Here is a 22,307-nt window from a genome sequence, read left to right as displayed (position 1 = left end):
ACTTAAGGATGACACCATGGGTATCGTGAACATAGATGATGACCTGCACGAGCAAATGCGCAGGGCGGTTAAGGTGTCATGTCGCTCGATCAATGCGCAGGCCGCCTTTTGGATTAGGCTTGGCATGCTATCCGAGATGAACCCAACCCTGAGCTTTAACCAGATTATCTGCCGCGAGTTAGACGCTGCAGGTGTTTCAGTTCAGCCTTTAAAGGCGGAGGCATGATTAAACAGCCTCGGGAGCTGGAACTGCTGGCTGAGGCTGGTCACCTTTTGGCATTAGTGTTTGAGAGGCTTGACCGAACACCTCTGGCGGGTATGTCTACCCTTGAAGTTGATACCCTGGTTGAGCGATTTATAGTTGATGATCTGCAGGCACGCCCCGCTAGCAAGGGTCAGTACGGATATGGCTTCGTTCTCAATTGTTCGGTGAACGATGTGGTCTGCCATGGCGTTCCATCACCCGATAAGGTGTTGAGAGAGGGTGACATCGTCAACCTCGATATTACCTTGGAAAAGAACGGCTATATCGCAGACTCCAGCAAAACTTACTTTATTGGCGAGGTCGACGCGGCCGCCAAGAAGTTGGTTCAGGTCACCTATGAAGCCATGTGGCAGGGCATTCGAGTTGTACGCCCGGGTGCGCGTCTCGGTGATATTGGTTCGGTCATAGAAGCCCATGCCAAGCGCAACGGCTATTCAGTGGTGAGGGAGTACTGTGGCCATGGCATTGGGCGAGAAATGCATGAGGCCCCAGAAGTACTGCATTACGGCACAGCAGGCACCGGCCTGGTATTGCGTGAGGGCATGGTGTTTACCATCGAGCCGATGCTTAACCAAGGTGGGCGCAACGTCAGGACTAGGCCCGATGGTTGGACGGTCGTGACAAAGGACGGTTTGCTTTCAGCACAGTTTGAACACACGGTTGCTGTTACTGCTTCGGGTGTGTCGGTTTTGACCTTACGAGCCGATGAACAAGGCATGTTGGAAGGTTAAGGCTTGCCTATCCATGGCGGTTTTTTGGCATGTCCTGTTTGGCTGCGCTGGTAGGCACGCCAACTTCAATTCTGTTGCGTCCATTTGCCTTGGCTTTGTACAAAGCCTGATCGCCGCGCTCCAGCAGTTCTGCCAAGGTTTCAGCGGGAAACAACTCCGTAACGCCAAAGCTTGCTGTGCTGTTTCCAATGCAATCGAAGTTGAATGCATTGATACGTTGTTGCAGCAACTTGGCCACACTGTGGGCTTGCTCGCCGTTGGTTCCCGGCAGTACCACCAGAAACTCTTCACCGCCACGGCGCCCAACACCATCAACTGCTCTGACGTGTGCCTGCAATAGGTGCGCAAACTGGCACAGTACCTGATCGCCGACCGCATGGCCGTGTGTGTCGTTGACGTGTTTGAAGTGGTCGATGTCTAGCGCTATCACCGACAGTGAACCTCCATAGCGCGAGGTGCGGGCAATTTCATCGGCTAGGAACTGATCAATGTGTAAGCGATTCCACAGCCCGGTCAAGCCATCAATGCTCGCCATTCGAGCCAGGCGTTGCTGTTGTAAAAACATACTTTTGTGCGCCTTTTCCAACAAAAACGCGCAAAGCAGCCCAAACGAAAAAGACGCCAGGATCCACAAGAAATGCAGGGCGTTTATACCGGATTGCATTGTGGTGCTGCTGGTGACAGCCAGCAGTATCAAAAGAGAGGCGCAGGCACTCGGCATGGCTTGGCGCAGGGTCAGCCCGGACACTGCGAAAGTCCACATCAGCGACAGGTAGATTTCAGGGACGTAGTAGGCAAAGTCAGTGTTTTGAGCGTTGAAGTAAAGGTTAGCGACTACTGCAGCGATGGGAGCGGTGGTCAGCAATCCCAGCATTGGGCGGCTGCGTGAGTCTGAATAGCTAAGCAGCGCAACACCCAGTAATACGCCTGGAATGACCAGGCCGTGAACGAATAGGCGTAGGCCCTGTTGGTCGCTGGCAACGTGATACTCGATTGCTGCATAGACGAAGTAGAGCGACAGGGTCAGGTACGCGACATAGCGTATCTGAGGCAGTTTTGATTGCCTGTACCACGGGGCGAACTCACAGCGAACCGACACCGACGCCCCATGGAGAGGATCTAATAAACGCTTGAGGGTACTGAGATACGACACGTCCCACCTATCAAAATGCCATTACTGTGCGAAGCATACGATGCTGCCGCTGACAGCAACAGCGTTGCAATGGTGGTTGCAGAAAACAGTGCACATTTATATACAGCTTAACCGGACGTTCCTAATCCGCTCCCGCATCCTGATAACCCTTAGTGGGCCTCGAAATGCAAAACGCCCGATGCACTGCACCGGGCGTTAGGTTGAAATAGAGGCGAATCTATTTCGGGGCGAGGTTCACTGCGAGGCTTAGATCAGGGCTTCGCCAACATGCAGAATCTTCATGCCGTTAGTGCCACCAATGGTGTGATAGCTGTCGCCTTTGGTCAGGATTACCCAGTCACCCGGTTCAACAACGCCGCGCTTGAGTAATTCATCAACTGCCGCTTGGCTGACCTGCTCTGGCGGCAGTTCAGCGGGATCAAATGGCACTGGATAAACGCCGCGGAACATGGCTGCCCGTGCTTGGGTGCCACGGTGCGGAGAGAAGGCGTAGATCGGAACCGACGAGCGAATCCGCGACATGATCAGTGGTGTGTAGCCACTTTCCGTCAGGGCGATAATCGCTTTAACCCCGGGGAAGTGGTTGGCGGTGTACATCGCCGCCAATGCAATACTCTCGTCGCAGCGCTGGAAACGTTCACCCATGCGGTGTTTCGAGGTTTTGCTGGTTGGATGCTTCTCTGCACCGACACAAATACGCGCCATCGCTTGCACGGCTTCGAGCGGGTATGCACCTGCAGCACTTTCTGCTGACAGCATGACGGCGTCCGTGTAGTCGAGTACAGCGTTGGCTACGTCAGAAACCTCCGCACGGGTCGGCATCGGGTTCTGGATCATCGACTCCATCATCTGCGTTGCAGTGATTACAGCCTTGTTGTGCGTACGCGCATGCTGGATGATTTTTTTCTGAATACCAACCAGTTCAGCGTCACCAATCTCGACACCGAGGTCGCCACGGGCAACCATTACTGCATCACTGGCGCGGATCAGGCCATCGAGGGTTTCATCATCGGCAACGGCTTCGGCACGTTCAATCTTGGCGACCAGCCAGGCCGTTCCGCCCGCCTCATCACGCAGTTGACGGGCATACTCCATATCAGACGCATCACGCGGGAACGAGACGGCCAAGTAGTCCAGGTCCATTTCGGCAGCGAGTTTGATGTCGGCTTTGTCTTTTTCGGTCAGAGCAGGAGCCGTCAAGCCACCGCCACGACGGTTAATACCTTTGTGGTCGGAGAGCGGGCCGCCAATCAGTACCGAGCAATGCAGTGCATCAGCCGTTGCAGACTCAACGCGCATGACCACGCGGCCGTCGTCGAGCAGTAGCTCGTCGCCCACGCCGCAGTCTTTGACCAAGTCGGGGTAGTCGATACCCACAATTTGTTGATTACCTTCTGTCAGCGGGTGGCTGGTCGAGAAGGTGAAGCTATCGCCTACGGCAAGCTCGATACGCTTGTTGGTGAATTTGGCGATACGGATTTTAGGACCTTGCAGGTCGCCAAGCAGCGCGACGTGGCGGCTGTGTTTGGCGGCTAGCTCACGAACCAAATTAGCCCGAGCCTTATGCTCGTCGGGGGTTCCGTGGGAGAAGTTCAAGCGAGCGACATCAAGGCCAGCGAGAATCAGTTGTTCTAGCACCGCTGGCGAATTGCTGGATGGGCCAAGGGTGGCAACGATTTTGGTACGACGAAAGGTCATGCACAGACTCCTGAGTTGAAGCTGGCAGGGAGGCTACTACGCTGTGCGGCTGTAGTCATTGTTCATCTGCACTACCGGCTTATTTATCTGTCACCGCTTGGTTACGCAGCTCACGTGCGCGTCCACTATTGTGTACAGGGTAGTTGAAGAACATGACGGCTTGGTGCTGGCTAGGTCGGGCTCAGGTTTAATGCTCGATCAAGATGGGCAGCTGCCTTGTGCCGTAGCTGGGCTTCAGGTGTTTGTCGCAATAGCTGTCGAAGGTAGGCGATCGCTTTGCTGCGATCGGCGCGAGGGTTATCGGGGGCCAAATACATCAGGGCCATCTGATAAAGGGCTTTGTGTTTGATCGCTATGGGAACGCCCGAGTCGTGCAAGGCCAATCGGTAGAGCGACTCGGCTTCTGGCACACGGTCTTTCAATACGGCTCGCCGTGAAAGCAAGGTCATGTCGGGGTCCAGACTGGGCTGGTTGAGGTCCAGGTTCAGTTGTGGTTGCCAGTGCTCGAGCAGTTCGCGCGCGTTTTTTTGTAAATTATGGGTCGCTCGCTGATCAAGCGCCATCAGGTGGCTTTGACCGCGCAGCGCCGCTTGGCTGCCGGGAAACTCACGGTTTATTTGCAGCAGATAAGCGCGTGCCTTGGCGTCGTTACGTTGATCGTTGAAGCGGCTCATGTAGATCAGGGCGATTTGATACAGGGCAATTGCCCGTATCTCATCACCCAGGTGGTGATCCTTATAGCCCGATAAATACAGTTCCTCCGCCTGTGGGCTTTTAACATCGCGAATGGCTTGAGCGCTGTAAGTCAGAAGGTCGCCTTCTTCTTCAATCGCTGCGGTCATTCGTTTCGCTTTGAGGGCTTTGTATTCAACCACTTCACCTGTGGTGACCTGGGCTATAAATAATGGCGTGGTGGGTGCGCAAGCACTTATGGCCAAGCAGCCCGTGAGCAGGTGTGGGAGCAAGCGCCTGGGTTGCATTGTGCTTCCTTGTTGGCAAATTAAACGCTAGAGCTTAGGCAGGGGCGATTGTGGCTAATACCTATCAGAGGTTCGGACTGAAGCTTTTGACTGACCTGCCGATAGACTCTTCATAGAAGGAGAGACTGTATGCGAACCCTATTAGTGATGGCGCTGTTATTGGCAATGTCGGGCTGTACCCGTTGGGCGCTTGACCGTCATTTGAACAGTGCCTACGAGGCGTATGACAAAGGCAATTGTGAGGCCGTGATGCTTGAGTTGTCTCAAGCCGAACGCTACAGCCGTTCACGTCGCTATATCCAACCGGAAATCTCATTGCTGCGCGGACAGTGTCTGGAGCGTCAGAACTTGTTTGTCGATGCTGCGCAAACCTATGAATTCATTATCAGTCGCTACCCTGCGAGTGAGTATGCGTATCGTGCACAAGCCCGCTTGCAAACCCTGAATGAGCTGGGGCATAAGGTGTCCACACCGACGCCAAGAACGACTCATACTTCACTCTGACCGTCGGCAGTTACTTACTGCTAGATTAGCGCTAATCTCAATGCGGCCGGGTGAGGGAACTATGCGGTTGTTACTCTGTTTATTACTGTTGCCGGGATTGGCGGTGGCAGAGATTTATCGATGGACCGACGCCAATGGCCAGGTTCACTTTGATCAGCGCCCAACAGGACAGGGTGCTACAGCCGTTGAGGTGAAACCTCAGGTGATCGAGCGTGATCAGGCGACCCGTAATAGCGAACAGCGCTCTGAACGATTTTATGATGCGCGTCGCCAAGAACAGGCTGAAGCTTCCGCCGCCTCTGTTCAGCGGCGCAAAGAACGTGATGCACAATGCCAGAAGTTACGCAGCAGTCTTGCGCAAATGCCCGAAGGTCGTCGTTATTACCGGGTTGAGGCTAATGGCGAACGGACCTATTACAGTGATGAACAACTGGATACGGCACGCGCCCAATTGCGCGGTCAGATTGCCAGTCGTTGTCAGTGAGCTGGTCTAAACGTACAACTAGAGCCATACTAAATGGCAAAATATAGCGATATGCCATTATGCCAATGCAGCGACACATTGAGCGCCATCACTTACCTTACTATTTGAAGGTCTATAACCGTGTCACTGATAAGCCTATGGGCTACATAGGCAATGTATCTTTCGACGGCATGTTATTGGTTAGCCAGTTGCCGATGCTCGTCGGGGGGCGCTTTGATATGCGGATTAAACTCCCGGGTCAGCCCACACAGCGTTTTATCGATTTCACGGCGACCTGTCAGTGGTCCCATGAAGATGTGACCCCAGGCTGCTTTGACTCTGGGTTTTCCCTGGTCGCACCACCCGTTGAGTACACTGAGATGGTTGAGGCGTTGCGTATCTACTTCAGCTTTCATCCTCTTTCGGCGTCAGCTTGAGCGCTAATCACAGCTGCGTTATGCAAAACATAAAAAACCGCCATTGAAGGCGGTTTTTTATGTCGCTGATACAACTCGGCTTTAAGCCATCTCGGGCTCCGTGAGTTGCAGAAGTCGGTCGCAGCGCGCCTGAACTTCACGGTAGCGCTCGGCATCAGTCGCCAACACATCACCCATTGCTGGGAAGATGGTGTTGAGCTTGCTGCTCCACTGCTCGGATTTAGCCTGCTCGGGGAAGCAACGACGGATTAGATCAAGCATGATCGAAACTGTCACCGATGCGCCCGGCGATGCACCCAGCAGAGCCGCCAAAGAGCCGTCAGCTGCCGCAACCAGCTCAGTGCCGAACTGCAGAATGCCGCCTCGCTTAGGGTCCTTCTTGATGATCTGCACACGCTGGCCAGCGACTTCAAGACGCCAATCAGCAGGATCCAGTTCTGGGTAGAAGCCGCGCAGGGTTTCCAAGCGCTTCTCTTCCGACTGCAGGACTTCCTTGATCAGGTAGCGGGTCAGGTCGAAGTTGTCACGGGCAACTGCGAGCATCGGACCGATATTATTCGGCCGCACTGACAGTGGCAGATCCATCAACGAGCCGTGACGCAGGAACTTGGTCGAGAACCCGGCATAGGGTCCGAACAACAGCGATTTCTTGCCGTCGACTACGCGCGTATCAAGGTGCGGCACCGACATCGGCGGTGAGCCAACAGCTGCCTGGCTGTAAACCTTGGCTTGGTGGTGTTTAACCACTTCCGGGTTATCGCAGCGCAACCATTGGCCGCTGACAGGAAAGCCACCAAAGCCGTTGCCTTCTGGAATGCCTGATTTCTGCAGCAATGGCAATGCTGCGCCGCCTGCGCCCAGGAATACGAACTTGGCTTGGAGCTGACGGCTGCTGCCATCTTTCAAGTTCTTGATGCTCACCCGCCAGCCGTCGCCGCTGCGCTCAAGGTCTGTGACCTTCTGGTTACATTTAACCACTGCATCGGGTTGTTTGCTCAGGTGGTCAAGCAAGTGCTTGGTCACTGCACCGAAGTTAACGTCAGTACCGGCCATAACGCGGGTGGCGGCGTTGCGTTCGTTCGGGTCGCGGCCTGGCATCATCAGTGGCATCCACTGCGCCATGGTTTCGCGGTCTTCGGTGTATTCCATGTCTTCAAAGGCGTGATGCTTGCTCAGCGCTTCGAAGCGGTTTTTGAGGAATGCGACGCCCTTTTCACCGCGTACAAAACTTAAGTGCGGTACTGGATTGATAAAGCTTTTCGGCGAGCCAAGGCTGCCTTGCTCTAACAAATAGGCCCAGAATTGCTTGGATTCTTCGAACTGCGTGTTAATGCTGACCGATTTTTTTATGTCGATCGAACCATCCGCCGCTTCAGGCGTGTAGTTCAGTTCACACAGACCAGCGTGGCCGGTACCTGCGTTGTTCCAAGGGTTGGAGCTTTCAACGGCCCCGTCGTCCATCAGTTCAACAATTTCAAGCTTGATGGTCGGGTCGAGTTCTTTCAAAAGCACGGCCAGAGTCGCGCTCATGATGCCGGCACCGACAAGCACCATATCTACTGCTTCGTAATCGTTTTGCGCCATTACCACTTCTCCAAAATCAGCACCCAAATCACGGCTTAAAGCCTTTGCGTGAAACTCCGCAGGTCAGCTGTTGCTGAAGTCTCCACAGGTTTGGGGTTGAGTGATAACAGAGCGTTTACCGCACGCAATGCTGTTCATATATTCGCCACACTCTTGTGAAGTTGTTAAAACCGTTTTTTTCACGCTCTTTTGGAGTCGTGAACCTCAAAAGTTCGCGTCACTGTTTGGCGTGTGTCAGTCACTCGATCAACATGTGCCGCATAAGATGCAGGCATTGTTGCACGACCAACTAATAGATTGCAGCCAAAGCAGGGTGCGAAGTGGGCGACTCTCTGTGGGCATTGCCGATGGCTTAAGCATCAGCGGGACGGCGAGGCCGATCAGGAGGCGTCCTTATAATCGGGGCGCGATTATAAGGCGAAAGTGGAAAAATTGATCGCCTGGTGTGACTTTTATTCTTCCATCGGTCAGGCGGTCAACGGTTTTTTCCGATTTGAATATGTGACGACCGGTACGATTCGGGCGAAGGAGGGCAGTGGATTATTGAGCCAGTTGAGGCGTTGTTCGCTAACTTCGATCCAGCCAAAGCCAGCAGGGGCTTGGCTTGACTGCTTGAAAGCTTGGCACAGGCCGTTGTCATCAAGTAGAGCAAAAGTACGTGTTGGGCGGCGTGGTGCGAATATCGAACGCAATACTGACATGGCGTATACCCCGCGTTAATTAAGACTAAATTCTTATCCCATAGACGCATGACAGGGCCATTACAGGAACCTGCAATAGCCTTTTAAAGTCTTAATGCATGGCGCTGTTAGCGCGCCCGCTGGCTGGGTATACTGCCGGCAACTTTTTTGCGTCTCAATTTAGGGAGAAACGAGCATGCTGCACCGCCTGTTTATTGGTCTGTTAGCTATAGCGAGCCTAACACTGGCTGGCTGCGCACTCAGCCCTCAACAACTTAACCCAGACCCGAAGCTGACCGGCCCCTTGACTGCCGTTGGCCGTGGCCAACCGGTTGTGGTGCGGGTGGTTGATGGTCGCCCATCTCCAGTGCTGGGCACTCGCGGTGGTTTGTACCCTGAAACCAGCTCTATTTCAGTCTCGGCCAACAGCATTGTGCCTAAACTGCAGACTCAAGCAGAGGCGGCTGTGCGCCTGTTGGGCTTCACGCCAACGGCTAACGCGGTCAATGCACCGACTTTGACCCTGACCTTGGCTGAATTGAAGTTCCAGTCGCCCAAGGACAACATGTTCGTCAATGAGTCAGATATCGGTGCCACCATCCGCGCCGAGGTGCAAAACAGCACGCGCCGCTACACCGGTCGTTACGGTGCTTCGCTGAATCAGCGTTCAGGCACTGCGCCGAATCAGGAAACCAATACCAAGCTGGTGACTGATGTACTTAGCGATGCATTGACCCGCACTTTTAAAGATCCAACCATTGGCCAGATCCTGGCCCAGTAAGTGTGTGCACGCTGTCATTAAAAAGCCCGCTTTTGCGGGCTTTTTGCTGGGTGACATTTTAAAGTGGCTAGGTTTACGCCGCCTCTTCATAAAGCTCGGGCAGGCTGAATCCGGTGTGCATATCAATATCTGGTAAGTCGTAGTGTTCGTGGCCGCCCATTGAGCAATACACCAGCCAGTGATTGTCCTGGACATTGAAAGAAAGTTCGTCGATCACATCGTCCACTTCATCCAGCGATTCGATCATGTAATCGTGGTCTACAGGTTGTGGGTTGAGCATGACAATTTCCTCTTCTTTAACCTAGGAGGCACGCCGCGCAATATTGCGTGGGTAGCTGATAAAGAGGATTCAAACATTAGGCCAGCTATATGACAGTTTTCAGACTGCTTTGCTCTTGATCCGACATTCGTCGGAAGTTAATCATCTAAGCGAGTGGCTGGCGTAAAATGAGCTGCTTTATTTAGGCGCTTGACAGCGCATTAACCCATTTGGGTTGTTGGGCTTAACGCTGCATTGATCAGCGTTTTGAACGCATGAATGCGTTGGAGAGCCCCCTTTAACCTAGTTTTATTGAGCAGCGCGGACGTGTTTTGTCCCCTTGCTGGTGCATGCAGTCATAACTTGCACCAATCTGATGTGGAGACGTTGATGTTCTTGCAGGTGTTGTGGTCTTTCTTTTCCGCCTACCCAAGGCGAACCGCTAACTGTTTGGCGCTGTTTTTTGCTGTGGCCGGTGGTCTGCTGTTGTTGATGACGCGTCTGCGTGAGCAACGAGCGCATGCGCGTATGCTTGCCAGTGATGTCGAGGCTCAAGTCAGCGAGCCGACAATGATTGATAAACCGACTCAGCGGTTGAACCAATTTTTTTACAGTTTCGGCAGTGTGGCGTTAGTGCTGGGTTTGTTGCTATCGGAGTTCAGCACTCAGCTGTAATGCTGCACAGCTCTTAGGGGCACGCCGCAGTAGCCCGCCCCGACTGGTCGTACTCAATGGCGGATAACAAAGGTGCTATGCGCCATTAAGGTCGAGCCAATTGGCGCAGAGTTGTCACACGCGTTATGCGCAGAGGCTTACAGCGGCAAGCCTGCTTTGACTCGGTATTGGTTACGCACCGGGTTGGCGTATTGCAGGATCAAGTAAGGTTGTTGCTCAACTGGGCAAGTTGCCAAGCGTTTTTGCCACTGTTCTTTAGCCGCATCAAGTTCATCTTTGCTGAACAGCTCAAGTGCTGGAGGCACCTGCAGTTGCGGGTCTTGCTCGGTCCACATCTCATACGCAAGGTAGTGGACTGGGAAGAGTCGGTAATCACCGAGAATGCACTTATCCATCTCCATCGCCAGTTGCTTGCTGTCTTCGCACGCGTTCTCAATCGGCTTGCCAAAGTGGATATGGACCCGGCCTTTGTAGCCGGTGATACCCAAGCCAATGCTCACGTCATCTTCGCCTGCAGCTTTTTCATAAGTGCCAGTCGTGGCGTGTATATACAGTTCACGCGCTTTGGCTTGATCGCAAGGGTCATACTCATAGCTGATCGACACTGGCGTGAGTTTCAGTGAGCGGATTACGTCGCCGAATGCTTCGGTTTTGCGGCTCATATGAAACATCTTGAGGATTGCCGAGTCAGTTCTATCGTCGCCATCTTTAGCGCGGCCTTCAGCTTGGGCAATCCAGATTGACTCACAATCATTACGAATAGAATGATTGATATAGGCCGAGAGCAATTGGTAGGCCGCCAGCTTTTCACGACGTCCGCTGATTGTGCGATGCACGATAAAACTTTTATTGAGGCGCATCAGGTCGCTGACAAAAGGTTTTTGCAGCAGGTTGTCGCCAATCGCGATACGGGGTGTTGGCAGGCCAGCGTGATACACCGCATAGTTGACGAAGGCAGGGTCCATAACGATGTCGCGGTGGTTGGCCAAAAGCAAATAGGCACTGCCGCTTTTAAGGCCTTCGACGCCTGAATAGGTCACGCCATCAGTGGCATTTTCGATTGAGCGGTCAACATAAGGCTCAACTTTGTCCTGCAATGCCGAGACAGAATTGACCCCAACAAACTCTTTACGCAGCCGATGAGCTATAAGTGGTTTAAGCAACCAACCAAATGACTTAGCTAAACGTGGAAAACGGAACTGGGTGAGGATGCCGAGAAATACGTCGTCAGCAAGCAATCGCGCCAGAACGGCGGGAACTTCTGCATCGGCGTAGGGCCGGATGGAATCGAATTCGCCCATCATGATCTCATGTGATTAGCCGGTAAGTTGTTACCGGTATTTTAAAGTGAACGTCCTGCACGTGCTGCGGGTCTGCATTGAGGCGCATATCAACAGTAAGTGCATGGGCTGGCAATAGACCCGCGATTATACCCCTAAGGAGCCTCTGAAAAAGCTAGCGAGCGACGGGAGTGCAAGGCGAACAGGTGCGGGAACGCGCAGTTTACGGGTGTAACTGAGCACTTCTCACCCCTTCGGCGCCGCAGCGATGGCGTTGTACCGCGTGTTCGATGCAGCATTACCTAGCTTAGTTGTTTTCAGGCGTTCCTAAGTCACACGGAGGCTCAGATGCTGGAAAGTCAGATCTATCAATGCCCATATTGTGGGGAGACGGTTGAAGCGCTGCTTGACCTGTCCGCCGGGGACCAGCAGTACATTGAAGACTGTGAAGTGTGTTGCCGGCCAATTGTCTTTGACCTTTCAACCAACGGAGAGGACTGGACGCTGGATGTCAGAGGGGAGAATGACTAATGCAACGGATCTATGAGCCGCAAGACCTTATCGAGGCAGAGTTGTTATTCGCCATGCTCGCCAGCGAGGGCATTGAAGCATTTATCTCGGGGCGTCATTTAGCGGGGGCCGTCGGCGAATTGCCAGCCAGTGGCTTGCTGGGCTTGATGGTTAATGATCAGCAGGCAGGGCAGGCGCGGGAGCTGATCACTGCGTACAATGGTGCACAACCGCTGCCGGGTGATGAGCCCGAGAGCTACCAGGGCGAGTTAGTCTGTTAAACGCTTCGTCAGGGCCTGAGCGCGCTGAAGTACCTATAGTTGAATCGAGTTAAATCATGTGTGGACGTTATGCTTTTTTCCGTTGGTCGCCAGTGTTTGCCGGATTGCCTGGCTTCCCGGCGGACCAGCAGCCACATTGGAGTATCTCGCCAAACGCCCAGGTACTGCTGTTGCGCAGTGAGGCAGGCGAGAAAACCATCAGTCGAGTGCGTTGGGGTTTAACGCCGCCATGGCTGACTGACCTGAGTAAAACACCTGCCCAAGCGCGAGCTGAAACCGTTGCCGATCAGCCGATGTTCCGCGACGCGTTTCGTCTACGCCGGGGCTTATTACCCGCCAACGGCTTTTACGAGTGGCGTGGTACTGCACGTAAACGCCCCTATTGGTTGGCAGGCGACACGCCCACGCTGTATTTCGCCGCGCTGTGGGAGGCGTATCCCGTAGAAGGTGCGGTGTATCTGAGTGCCGCGGTGGTCACCCAGGCGGCCGCTAATCAGCGCCGGCCTTTGATACTGAATGAGGCGCAGCAGCAACTCTGGTTGGATGCACAAACCCCGCGTGATGCCCTGTTGGAAATACTCAGCAGCCCTCAACCGGTGTTGCGTGAGCGAGTGTTGGCTAATCTGGTCAACGATCCAACGCTAGACGCACCGGAGTGCCTGACACCTGCCTAAGGAGCCAGAGTCATCTGGCAACGCGCTCACAACCAGCGGCAGGACTGGTTATTTACAGTTGCTCAGCGGCGTCGTGCGGCCTAGCATAGCCGCCTTACTCAAAGGAGATTCAGGATGAAAAAGTCGTTGTCCGTAACGGCGCTCGCTGCGGCACTGCTGCTGGCTGGATGCCAAGCTGTGAATACTACCAGCGGCGGTGCTGTGGGCGTCGATCGCAAGCAGTACATGTTCAGCATGCTCTCGACTGAGGAAGTGAATCAGTCCTACGCGCAGTCTTATCAAGAGACTGTAGCCGCCGCCTCAAGTAAAGGTAAGCTGGAAAAAGGCAGCGCCGACGCCAAGCGTTTGCAAGCTATCGCCGACCGATTGATCAAACAAGCGCCGAACTTTCGTCCTGACTCCGCGCAGTGGCAATGGGAAGTCAATCTGATCGATAGCCCTGAGCTGAACGCCAACTGCGGTCCTGGCGGGAAGATCATTTTCTACACGGGCCTGATCGACAAACTCAAGCTGACAGACGACGAGATCGCTGCGGTTATGGGCCATGAGATCGCCCATGCATTGCGTGAGCATGGCCGTGAAGCCATGTCCAAGGCCTACGGAATCGAGATTGCCAAACAAGGTGCGGGTGCATTGTTGGGACTGAGCCAAGACACCATGGGCCTTACCGACTACGCGGTGCAATATGGCATGACCCTGCCAAACAGCCGTTCTAACGAAAACGAAGCTGACTTGATCGGTTTGGAGCTTGCGGCGCGCGCCGGTTATAACCCTAACGCGGCCGTCACCCTGTGGAACAAGATGGCCAAGGCCAGTGAGGGCGCGCCACCTGAGTTTATGAGTACTCACCCTTCATCTGATAGCCGTATTGCTTCATTGCAAGCCGCCATTCCGAAAGTGATGCCGCTGTATCAGCAGGCCAAACGCTGAGCAACCCCTTCAGAGTCAAGACGCCCAGTGAACGCCTAGGTTCACTGGTTTTTTTTAGGTGCAGGAGCCCTTCGGGGTAAGCTCCGGGTTGGCTTTTGCTCATCAATTGCAAGCGCGGCACCGGCTGGTATTGATTTATCGGCGAGCGACTGCCGAGCTTATTTAAGCTGGTGAGACTGACCAGGTTGAAATAATCAATCGCTCAGTTTTTGCGCGCATCGTAAATGCGAAAACCCTTGCCCTCTGCCAGCGACGTACAAGCGCCGAGGTGCTGTTCAATCAGTGGCGGGTATTTTAGGAAGCTGTTGGCGACCAAGCGCAACTGGCCACCGGGTTTAAGGTGCTTCGCTGCCTGACGCATTAGATTTTCGCTGGCTTGGTAGTGGGTGTGTACGCCCTGATGAAACGGCGGGTTACTGAGGATAGTGCTCAGCTCAAAGGGCGCGGCGTCAATGCCGTCGCCGCAAATAACCTCGGCTTCAAGGTTGTTTTGCGCCAAGGTCAGGCGACTACTGGCGACGGCAAAGGCATCGACATCTAGCATGCTTACCTGACTGTCTGGATAACGGCGTTTGAGGGCTGAGCCGAGTACTCCTGCTCCACAGCCAAAATCAAGCATATGCCCAGGTTGTAGATTGTCGAGGTGTTCGAGTAAAAGCTGACTGCCAATATCCAACCGGCCGTGACTGAATACGCCGGGTAGGCTGACAACAGTCAATGGGCCGTCGGGCAGTTGCAAGCTGTAGTGCTGCGCCAGCGCCGATAGGTCAGGTGTTGGCGGTGCATTATCAACCCGTACTTGCCAGAGTTGGCAGTGACGAGCGCTGTCTAGTTTGCGCGGCTTGCCGAACGCGGCCAGTTGTTTGGCAGCACGTTCGATACCCGCACGTTTTTCACCGACCAAGAACAGCTCGCGTCCTGGCAACAATGCTGCAAGCGCTTTGAGCAGGTATTCGGTCAGTTCACGGGATTTAGGTAGAAACAATACCGCTGCTTGTGCCGGCGTTTGCGGCGCGCTGACGCCAAAGTGGTTGCGCCCGGCAAAGCGTGCTTCAAGCAGGCCGTGGTCACCCGCATGCCAAGACCAACCCTGTGCATCAGGCAATTGGCCGAGAAGGTCGTCGCTGGGTAATCCTGCCAATAGTAGTGGGCCGGCAAATAATTCTGCCTGTCTCAGCAGCACCTCGCTTCGCGGGTCCATTGTTATTCCTTAGGGGTTGTTCCCGTTTCATCACGAGTCGCGTTGCCGCGTAAAATTTTGCCAGGCGAGGCGTAGAGCGTTGGTGATGCCAACACCGCATGGCGAGATTATACGCGCAACCCAAAGTGCTGGGCCTGTTTTCGCACGATACGCGTTTCTCGACACTCGTTTGGAACAACCAAGCGAGTGTCTCGCGCCAGAGCAGCAGGCGCAGCCCTTTAGAAGGCGAGCGGCCTAGTTAACGACGCGCCGCGCTGCACCGCTGAAAAATGCCTGGGCATTTTCCGCCATCTGCACCACGATTCGCTGGCGTGCTTCTTTACTGCCCCAAGCGCTGTGCGGTGTGATGATCAAGCGAGGAATATCACCCGCCAGCAATGGGTTGTCGCTGGTGGGTGGCTCTTGAGTCAGTACGTCGGTTGCCGCACCGCCCAAATGACCGCTGCGCAAGGTATCTGCTAGGGCTTGTTCATTGATCAAACCGCCACGTGCGGTGTTAATGATGTACGCACCTGGCTTCATCAGTTTGAGTTGTTCGGCACCGAGCATGTTTTCGGTATCGGCATTTAACGGACAGTGCAAGGTGAGCGCATCAACCTGAGGTAACAACTCCGTCAGTGGTAGTCTGTCTGCACGTGCAGGACGCCCCGGAATTTGCCCAAGCAAAATACGCATGCCAAAAGCCTCGGCCAGTTTGACAACGGCTCCGCCCAGCTCCCCGTGACCGAGTACGCCAAGGGTTTTACCTTCGAGTTCAACAATCGGGTAATCCAACAGGCAGAACTGTGAGGATTTCTGCCACAAGCCTGCGGCGACATCGCGCTGATAGTCCGGTAGGCGGGTGGCCATGGCCAGCAATAGCATCAAGGTGTGTTGAGCAACCGAGGGCGTACCGTAACCCTGGCAGTTACACACCGTCACGCCATGCTCACGTGCGGCATTGAGGTCTACGTTATTAGTGCCGGTCGCCGAGATCAGAATTAATTTTAAATCAGGGCACGCGGCCAGTGTTTCAGCATTGATGACGGTCTTATTGATGATCGCGACTTGAGCACCTTGCAGGCGTTCGATGATCTGTTGCGCCGCGGTGCGATCATGCACACGCAACTCGCCAAAGGCCTGCTGAAGTGGCGCCATATTAAGGTCGCCGAGATCAAGAGAACTGTGGTCGAGAAACACTGCGAGGTGACTGTTGCTCATCAGCTGTACCTTTATTTTACGGATGGAATGGGCGTAGTCTTGCGAGCCTAACAGACTCATGGGAACGAAGACCGATATGTATTGGGCCGAGTTTTTTACCGTAGCATTGATCCACCTACTCGCTGTAGCCAGTCCCGGCCCTGATTTTGCGATTGTCGTACGCGAGAGTGTTGGCTTTGGGCGTCGCGCAGGGATCTTTACGGCGTTGGGTGTTGGCGCAGGGATTTTTGTCCATGTTGCCTATTCATTGCTCGGCATTGGCTTGATCGTATCGCAATCGATCGTACTTTTTAATGCCTTGAAGTGGCTGGCTGCGGCCTATCTACTCTACATCGGCATCAAAGCACTGCGTGCGAAACCGGCAGACCCGGCAAGCCTTGATCTGGATAAGCCTGTTGGCGAGCGCTCGGCGCGTGGGGCTTTTGTCACCGGCTTTGTAACCAATGGGCTCAATCCTAAGGCCACACTGTTTTTCTTGTCGTTGTTTACCGTGGTGATAAATCCACACACACCACTGCTGGTGCAGGCCGGTTATGGGGTGTACCTGGCTGTTGCTACCGCACTGTGGTTTTGCCTTGTGGCGATGCTATTCAGTCAGCAGCGGGTACGGGCGGGCTTTGCCCGGATGGGCCACTGGTTTGATCGGTTGATGGGTGTGGTTTTAGTAGGCTTGGGCATCAAACTGGCGTTCACCTCATTGCGCTAAGTCAGGTTGAATGACAATCGCGTTCATACTAAAACGCCCGGCATAAATGCCGGGCGTTAGTTTTTGCCGGTTAGGTTTACAGCAGTTCAACCGCCACAGCAGTTGCTTCGCCACCACCAATGCACAATGCTGCCACACCGCGTTTGCCACCGGTGTTTTTCAACGCATTGATCAAGGTCAGGATAATCCGCGAGCCGGTTGAGCCTACTGGATGGCCTTGAGCACAAGCGCCGCCATAAATGTTGACCTTGGCGTGGTCTAGGTTGTGCTCACGCATTGCCAGCATCGTCACCATGGCAAAGGCTTCATTGATCTCAAACAGGTCAACCTGGTCTGCGCTCCAGCCGGTTTTATTGAACAGGTTCGTTATTGCACCAACCGGCGCCAAGGTGAACTCACTGGGATCCTGGCTTTGGGTGGCATGGGCAACAATTCTGGCCAGTGGCTTGAGACCGCGTTTAGCCGCTTCGTCAGCCGTCATCATCACCAGTGCCGAGGCCCCATCGGAGATAGAGCTGGCGTTTGCGGCGGTGATGGTGCCGTCTTTTTTGAAAGCAGGGCGCAGGCTTGGGATTTTTTCTAGGTTGGCGTTATGTGGCTGCTCATCATCTTTGACGATGACCTCACCTTTGCGGCTGTTGACCGTGACCGAAACAATCTCGGCCTCAAGGGCGCCATCGCTGATAGCGGCTTGGGCGCGCTTGAGGGACTCAATGGCGTAGGCATCCATTTCCTCACGGGTAATGCCGTGGGTATCAGCGGTTTCCTGGGCAAATGAGCCCATCAGGCGGCCAGTGCGTGCATCTTCCAGCCCGTCCAAGAACATATGGTCCTTGATTTCGCCGTGGCCCATACGCAAGCCGTTCCGGGCTTTTTCGATGATATAGGGGGCGTTGGACATGCTCTCCATACCGCCCGCGACCATGACCTTGTTGCTGCCAGCTTTGAGTAGATCATGGGCGAACATGACCGCTTTCATGCCTGAGCCGCAGAGCTTGTTAATTGTGGTGCAGCCGGTTGTGCTTGGCAGCCCTGCATTCAGCGAAGCTTGACGGGCCGGGCCCTGCTTCAGTCCAGCAGGCAGCACGCAACCCATGATCACTTCTTCAACATCACTGGGGGCAATGCCGGCACGGCTGACTGCTTCACGGATAACCGTTGCTCCAAGCTCAACAGCAGGAACACTGGATAAACTACCTTGAAAGCCGCCCATTGGAGTGCGTGCGCCGCTAACGATGACGATGTCAGACATGGTGGTTACCTCTAGAATTATGGACTGCAAGCGTGTCACGTGACTAACTGTGACTGATATTGGCTCTGATTGTATCCTGTGACTAAAAGCGACTAAAGAGTCAGGTTGCAAATCATTCTTTTGACTGATTTGTTGCTTGCCAGAGGCTTCTACAGTCTTATCAATTAAAACGACCAACTGTAGAAAGGTGCCAAATGTTGCAAACTCGGATCATTCCCCCCGCAGCTAATGCCCATCAATCGCCGCTATTGATTAAGCGTTTGCTGCTCTCTGGTGGTCGCTATGAAAAAACGCGCGAAATCGTTTATCGCGATCAGGTGCGCTATGACTACACCACTCTCAATGAACGCATCGCCCGCTTGGCCAATGTGCTCAGTGAGGCAGGCGTCAAGGCCGGTGACACTGTTGCCGTGATGGATTGGGACAGCCACCGTTATTTGGAGTGCATGTTTGCCATACCGATGATCGGGGCTGTGTTGCACACCATTAATATTCGTCTGTCGGCCGAGCAAATCCTCTACACCATGAACCACGCCGAGGATAAGTTTGTTCTGGTTAATAGCGAATTCGCCGAACTCTATAACGGTTTGGCGGCGCAACTGACGACAGTTGAAAACACTCTGTTACTGACCGACACCGAAACTAAAACCTCGAACCTTCCCAACTGTGTTGGCGAGTACGAGCAGCTGCTTGCCGCTGCCAGCCCCCGCTATGAGTTTGCAGATTTTGATGAAAACTCCGTAGCAACTACTTTTTATACAACGGGCACGACAGGTAATCCCAAAGGGGTGTACTTCACTCATCGCCAATTGGTGCTGCACACCTTGGCATTAGGCGCGACTGTCGGCACGCTCGATAGCATTCGCTTACTCGGCAATAATGATGTCTATATGCCGATTACACCGATGTTCCACGTTCATGCGTGGGGCATTCCGTATTTGGCGACGATGCTTGGGATCAAGCAAGTTTACCCGGGTCGGTACGAGCCTGATTTGTTGTGCAAGTTGATCCGTGAGGAAAAAGTAACCTTCTCTCACTGTGTCCCTACCATCTTGCAAATGCTGCTTAACAGCCAGACTGCAAAAGGCCATGACTTTGGTGGCCTGAAAATGATTATCGGCGGTAGCTCACTGAATCGTGCGGTTTATGACGCCGCCAAAGCCACTGGTATCCAGTTGACGGCTGCCTACGGAATGTCTGAAACCTGCCCGTTGATTTCCTGCGGTTACCTGAATGCTGAGTTACAAGCCAGCAGTGAAGATGAACGTATCACTTATCGCATCAAGGCTGGCGTTCCAGTGCTCATGGTTGAAGCAGTGATTATGGATGGCAGTGGCAACATTCTGCCATCTGACGGCGAAACCCAAGGTGAGTTGGTGTTACGTTCGCCTTGGCTCACACAAGGTTACTTCCGTGAGCCTGAGAAAGGTGAGGAGTTGTGGGAGCACGGCTGGATGCACACCGGGGACGTTGCAACAATCGACGGCATGGGGGTTATTGATATCCGTGACCGAATTAAAGACGTAATCAAGACCGGCGGCGAATGGTTGTCATCGCTGGCACTCGAAGACCTTATCAGCCGCAATAGCGCGGTACGTGAAGTGGCAGTTGTCGGCGTGGCTGATCCTCAGTGGGGAGAGCGCCCCTTTGCCTTGTTAGTGCTGCATGAAGGGCAACAGCTGGATGCCAAAGGGCTTAAAGAACACCTGAAGCCTTTTGTTGAGCAAGGCCACATTAATAAGTGGGCAATTCCAACGCAGATCGCGGTTGTTACTGAAGTTCCCAAGACCAGTGTTGGTAAGCTGGATAAGAAACGAATTCGTCTGGATATCGCCCAATGGCAAGAGGCTGGTAGCGAATTCCTGTCGACGCTTTAGCTTATGTAAGCCAAAGGTTTGAGTGTGACTGGTCAGTCATTCATGCTTTTGGCTTGCTAATTGTCATTTTATGGCCATTCTTGCTTTGGTGGCATTTGGCTATAGCCGGTGAAACCCTTGGGCTAGAGTGGTTGGCAATCTGAAAATCACACTTTCGAGGGATCTACCTGTTTAATTCGCTGGATATAGTCGGGCCCTAAATAAAAATAAGAACACCAGGGAGTTGAATCGATGAGCACAAAAAGAAGTCCACAGTGGCGCTTGGCAAAATTGCCTCTAGCAGTTGGCCTCGCCTCTACACTTGCAGCACCTGCTTTTGGTGTGACCTTCAACATTGGTGAAATTGAGGGTCAGTTCGATTCCTCACTTTCTGTTGGTGCTAGCTGGTCAACCGAAAGTCCTGATAAAGATCTCATCGGCGTGAACAACGGCGGCCGTGGTCTTTCGCAAACCTCGGACGATTCACACCTAAACTTTAAAAGTGGTGAAACCTTCTCCAAAATCTTCAAGGGCATTCATGACCTTGAATTGAAGTATGGCGATACTGGCGTGTTTGTACGTGGCAAGTATTGGTATGACTTCGAACTGAAGGACGAAGATCGTCTATTCAAAGATATCGATGACCACAATCGCAAAACTGCAGCGCAGGCTTCCGGCGCTGAAATCCTCGATGCATTCATTTACCACAACTATGCCATCGCCAATCAGCCAGGCACTGTGCGTTTGGGTAAGCAGGTAGTCAGTTGGGGTGAAAGTACCTTCATTCAGAACTCGATCAACTCGATTAACCCAGTTGACGTATCCGCCTTCCGTCGTCCCGGCGCAGAAATTAAGGAAGGTCTGATTCCGGTCAACATGTTCTATGTATCTCAGAGCCTGACTGACAGCCTGTCGATGGAAGCCTTCTATCAGCTTGAGTGGGATCAGACGGTCGTTGATAACTGCGGCACCTTCTTCTCCCAGCCTGACGTAGTGGCCGATGGTTGCGACCAGAACCTTGCAGTGCTGTCCAATGACCCTGCATCGATCAACCTGATTAACAGCATCCTTGGTGGCGCTGGCTTGGGTGTAACGCCATCTCCTTGGGATGAAGGTTTGGTAGTGCAGCGTGGTGGCGACCGTGACGCGAGAGACAGTGGCCAGTATGGTGTAGCCTTTCGTTACTTTGCCGACCAGTTAGACACTGAGTTCGGCGCCTACTTTATGAATTATCACAGCCGCCTTCCGATCTTTAGTGGAACGGGGGCTTCGATTGATGCCGTTAATACCATTAACGCGGTGGCAACATCTGCCGCTGGCCTAGTTGGCCCATCAACCGCCGCACGATTAGCTGCTGCTGCAACGGCGGGTAACAGCAGTTACTACATTGAATACCCAGAAGATATTCGCCTGTATGGTTTGAGTTTCTCCACCACCTTGCCTACCGGTACAGCGTGGAGCGGTGAATTGAGCTATCGGCCGAATGCGCCGGTGCAACTCAATACCACCGACATTCTGTATGCAGGCTTGAACCCAATCAGCCTTGGCGGCAATGCCGTATACGACAATGCTTCATTGTTGGATGGTCAGGCAGGTCAGGACCTGGAAGGCTACCGTCGTAAAGAGATCACCCAGCTGCAAAGCACTTTCACTCACTTCTTTGATCAGGTGATGGGGGCAAGTCGCTTGACCTTGGTCGGTGAAATTGGCTGGACTCACGTCGGCGGGCTTGAGAGCACTAGCGATACCCGCTATGGCCGTGACCCTATCTATGGTCCAGGCGAATTGCCGGGTCAGATCGGCGGTGTGTCCTCATGTGAGGCTCTGAACGCAGGCACCCTGGGCAGCCCGACTGCGAAAAACGTTAGCCGTTATTGCAATAACGACGGCTTCACCACAGCTGATTCTTGGGGCTACCGCGCTCGTGCAATCTGGGATTACCCAGATGCATTAGTGGGGGTCAACCTCAAGCCAAGTATTTCATGGTCGCATGACGTCGATGGTTACTCTCCGGGCCCAGGCGCTAACTTCGAGGAAGGCCGTAAAGCCGTGAGTCTGGGGCTTGATGCCGAATACCAGAACACCTATACCGCAGGCTTGTCCTATACCAGTTTCTTTGGTGGCGATTACAACACTCAGGCGGATCGCGATTTTGCGGCGCTCAGCTTTGGTATGAACTTCTAAGGTACCCAGATTTAAAGGAAGAC

The 22,307-nt window shown here is 53.6% G+C and carries 24 protein-coding genes; 14 read left to right on the top strand and 10 right to left on the bottom strand.

The genetic code is table 11. The annotated features are described in order from the left end of the window. Positions 1 to 16: 16 nt before the first annotated feature. On the top strand, positions 17 to 226 hold the full coding sequence (locus tag ACIGCM_RS05330) for a ParD-like family protein (RefSeq protein WP_397500973.1): 210 nt from the start codon (positions 17 to 19) through the stop codon (positions 224 to 226). Further along, positions 223 to 996, top strand: a complete 774-nt coding sequence (gene map, locus ACIGCM_RS05325) for a type I methionyl aminopeptidase (protein WP_397500972.1) — start codon at positions 223 to 225, stop codon at positions 994 to 996. The genes ACIGCM_RS05330 and map overlap by 4 nt, the downstream gene beginning before the upstream one ends. Positions 997 to 1,003: 7 nt before the next feature. Here map and ACIGCM_RS05320 read toward each other — a convergent pair whose 3' ends face one another. The 3 genes from ACIGCM_RS05320 to ACIGCM_RS05310 all read right to left on the bottom strand — a co-directional run bounded on the left by ACIGCM_RS05320 (position 1,004) and on the right by ACIGCM_RS05310 (position 4,827). After that, positions 1,004 to 2,095: a GGDEF domain-containing protein gene (locus ACIGCM_RS05320; RefSeq protein ID WP_397500971.1), complete on the bottom strand. Its 1,092-nt coding sequence runs from the start codon at positions 2,093 to 2,095 to the stop codon at positions 1,004 to 1,006. Positions 2,096 to 2,395: 300 nt separating this feature from the next. Then, the gene (pyk, locus tag ACIGCM_RS05315) at positions 2,396 to 3,847 is read right to left on the bottom strand and encodes a pyruvate kinase (protein WP_397500970.1); all 1,452 of its coding nucleotides are present in this window, start codon (positions 3,845 to 3,847) and stop codon (positions 2,396 to 2,398) included. Between the two features lie 170 nt (positions 3,848 to 4,017). Next, positions 4,018 to 4,827, bottom strand: a complete 810-nt coding sequence (locus ACIGCM_RS05310; RefSeq protein WP_397500969.1) for an outer membrane assembly lipoprotein YfiO — start codon at positions 4,825 to 4,827, stop codon at positions 4,018 to 4,020. Positions 4,828 to 4,956: 129 nt separating this feature from the next. On the opposite strand from ACIGCM_RS05310, the gene ACIGCM_RS05305 reads away from it, so the two are divergent. From ACIGCM_RS05305 to ACIGCM_RS05295, 3 genes are all read left to right on the top strand, one after another. Beyond that, entirely contained in the window at positions 4,957 to 5,331 is a 375-nt protein-coding gene (locus ACIGCM_RS05305) for a tol-pal system YbgF family protein (RefSeq protein ID WP_397500968.1), read from the top strand. A 61-nt stretch (positions 5,332 to 5,392) separates the two neighbouring features. Next, the gene (locus ACIGCM_RS05300; protein ID WP_397500967.1) at positions 5,393 to 5,815 is read left to right on the top strand and encodes a DUF4124 domain-containing protein; all 423 of its coding nucleotides are present in this window, start codon (positions 5,393 to 5,395) and stop codon (positions 5,813 to 5,815) included. Positions 5,816 to 5,874: 59 nt separating this feature from the next. Next, positions 5,875 to 6,231 carry a PilZ domain-containing protein gene (locus ACIGCM_RS05295; RefSeq protein ID WP_397500966.1) on the top strand — a complete coding sequence of 119 codons (357 nt, stop codon included), beginning with the start codon at positions 5,875 to 5,877 and terminating at the stop codon, positions 6,229 to 6,231. Positions 6,232 to 6,312: 81 nt separating this feature from the next. Here ACIGCM_RS05295 and mqo read toward each other — a convergent pair whose 3' ends face one another. Next, positions 6,313 to 7,815, bottom strand: a complete 1,503-nt coding sequence (gene mqo / locus ACIGCM_RS05290; RefSeq protein ID WP_397500965.1) for a malate dehydrogenase (quinone) — start codon at positions 7,813 to 7,815, stop codon at positions 6,313 to 6,315. A gap of 467 nt (positions 7,816 to 8,282) precedes the next feature. Continuing rightward, the gene (locus ACIGCM_RS05285) at positions 8,283 to 8,516 is read right to left on the bottom strand and encodes a hypothetical protein (protein WP_397500964.1); all 234 of its coding nucleotides are present in this window, start codon (positions 8,514 to 8,516) and stop codon (positions 8,283 to 8,285) included. Between the two features lie 175 nt (positions 8,517 to 8,691). Between ACIGCM_RS05285 and ACIGCM_RS05280 the strand changes: the two genes are divergently transcribed. After that, entirely contained in the window at positions 8,692 to 9,276 is a 585-nt protein-coding gene (locus ACIGCM_RS05280) for a YajG family lipoprotein (RefSeq protein ID WP_397500963.1), read from the top strand. 73 nt (positions 9,277 to 9,349) lie between these two features. On the opposite strand, the gene ACIGCM_RS05275 is transcribed toward ACIGCM_RS05280, so the two are convergent. Further along, positions 9,350 to 9,556 (bottom strand): hypothetical protein, encoded by a 207-nt coding sequence (locus tag ACIGCM_RS05275; protein ID WP_397500962.1) that lies wholly within the window; start codon positions 9,554 to 9,556, stop codon positions 9,350 to 9,352. Positions 9,557 to 9,925: 369 nt separating this feature from the next. On the opposite strand from ACIGCM_RS05275, the gene ACIGCM_RS05270 reads away from it, so the two are divergent. Next, the gene (locus ACIGCM_RS05270) at positions 9,926 to 10,210 is read left to right on the top strand and encodes a hypothetical protein (protein ID WP_397500961.1); all 285 of its coding nucleotides are present in this window, start codon (positions 9,926 to 9,928) and stop codon (positions 10,208 to 10,210) included. Between the two features lie 137 nt (positions 10,211 to 10,347). Here ACIGCM_RS05270 and ACIGCM_RS05265 read toward each other — a convergent pair whose 3' ends face one another. Then, a complete protein-coding gene (locus tag ACIGCM_RS05265; protein ID WP_397500960.1) occupies positions 10,348 to 11,511 on the bottom strand; it encodes a 1-acyl-sn-glycerol-3-phosphate acyltransferase in 1,164 nt (387 codons plus the stop codon). A gap of 327 nt (positions 11,512 to 11,838) precedes the next feature. Between ACIGCM_RS05265 and ACIGCM_RS05260 the strand changes: the two genes are divergently transcribed. From ACIGCM_RS05260 to ACIGCM_RS05245, 4 genes are all read left to right on the top strand, one after another. Further along, positions 11,839 to 12,021: a CPXCG motif-containing cysteine-rich protein gene (locus tag ACIGCM_RS05260; RefSeq protein ID WP_397500959.1), complete on the top strand. Its 183-nt coding sequence runs from the start codon at positions 11,839 to 11,841 to the stop codon at positions 12,019 to 12,021. Further along, complete coding sequence (locus tag ACIGCM_RS05255) at positions 12,021 to 12,281, top strand: DUF2007 domain-containing protein (RefSeq protein ID WP_397500958.1); 261 nt, start codon at positions 12,021 to 12,023, stop codon at positions 12,279 to 12,281. The genes ACIGCM_RS05260 and ACIGCM_RS05255 overlap by 1 nt, the downstream gene beginning before the upstream one ends. A gap of 56 nt (positions 12,282 to 12,337) precedes the next feature. After that, positions 12,338 to 12,955 (top strand): SOS response-associated peptidase, encoded by a 618-nt coding sequence (locus ACIGCM_RS05250; RefSeq protein ID WP_397500957.1) that lies wholly within the window; start codon positions 12,338 to 12,340, stop codon positions 12,953 to 12,955. 114 nt (positions 12,956 to 13,069) lie between these two features. Continuing rightward, positions 13,070 to 13,885, top strand: coding sequence for a M48 family metallopeptidase (locus ACIGCM_RS05245; protein ID WP_397500956.1), 816 nt, complete (start codon positions 13,070 to 13,072; stop codon positions 13,883 to 13,885). A gap of 202 nt (positions 13,886 to 14,087) precedes the next feature. On the opposite strand, the gene ACIGCM_RS05240 is transcribed toward ACIGCM_RS05245, so the two are convergent. Together ACIGCM_RS05240 and ACIGCM_RS05235 are read right to left on the bottom strand one after the other, a co-directional pair. After that, complete coding sequence (locus ACIGCM_RS05240; protein WP_397500955.1) at positions 14,088 to 15,086, bottom strand: methyltransferase; 999 nt, start codon at positions 15,084 to 15,086, stop codon at positions 14,088 to 14,090. Positions 15,087 to 15,320: 234 nt separating this feature from the next. Next, complete coding sequence (locus ACIGCM_RS05235) at positions 15,321 to 16,286, bottom strand: 2-hydroxyacid dehydrogenase (protein WP_397500954.1); 966 nt, start codon at positions 16,284 to 16,286, stop codon at positions 15,321 to 15,323. A gap of 76 nt (positions 16,287 to 16,362) precedes the next feature. On the opposite strand from ACIGCM_RS05235, the gene ACIGCM_RS05230 reads away from it, so the two are divergent. Continuing rightward, positions 16,363 to 16,992 (top strand): LysE family translocator, encoded by a 630-nt coding sequence (locus ACIGCM_RS05230; protein WP_397500953.1) that lies wholly within the window; start codon positions 16,363 to 16,365, stop codon positions 16,990 to 16,992. A 76-nt stretch (positions 16,993 to 17,068) separates the two neighbouring features. Here the strand turns inward: ACIGCM_RS05230 and ACIGCM_RS05225 are convergent, their stop codons facing one another. After that, positions 17,069 to 18,244, bottom strand: a complete 1,176-nt coding sequence (locus ACIGCM_RS05225) for an acetyl-CoA C-acyltransferase (RefSeq protein ID WP_397500952.1) — start codon at positions 18,242 to 18,244, stop codon at positions 17,069 to 17,071. Between the two features lie 194 nt (positions 18,245 to 18,438). On the opposite strand from ACIGCM_RS05225, the gene ACIGCM_RS05220 reads away from it, so the two are divergent. After that, positions 18,439 to 20,121, top strand: a complete 1,683-nt coding sequence (locus ACIGCM_RS05220) for a fatty acid--CoA ligase (protein ID WP_397500951.1) — start codon at positions 18,439 to 18,441, stop codon at positions 20,119 to 20,121. A gap of 231 nt (positions 20,122 to 20,352) precedes the next feature. Then, positions 20,353 to 22,284 (top strand): DUF1302 domain-containing protein, encoded by a 1,932-nt coding sequence (locus ACIGCM_RS05215; RefSeq protein WP_397500950.1) that lies wholly within the window; start codon positions 20,353 to 20,355, stop codon positions 22,282 to 22,284. Positions 22,285 to 22,307 lie beyond the last annotated feature (23 nt).

The organism is Pseudomonas sp. NPDC078700 (genome assembly GCF_044542375.1).
Classification (GTDB): domain Bacteria; phylum Pseudomonadota; class Gammaproteobacteria; order Pseudomonadales; family Pseudomonadaceae; genus Aquipseudomonas.
Note: the sequence above shows the minus strand (reverse complement) of the source record. Positions and strands in the feature narration are given on the sequence as shown.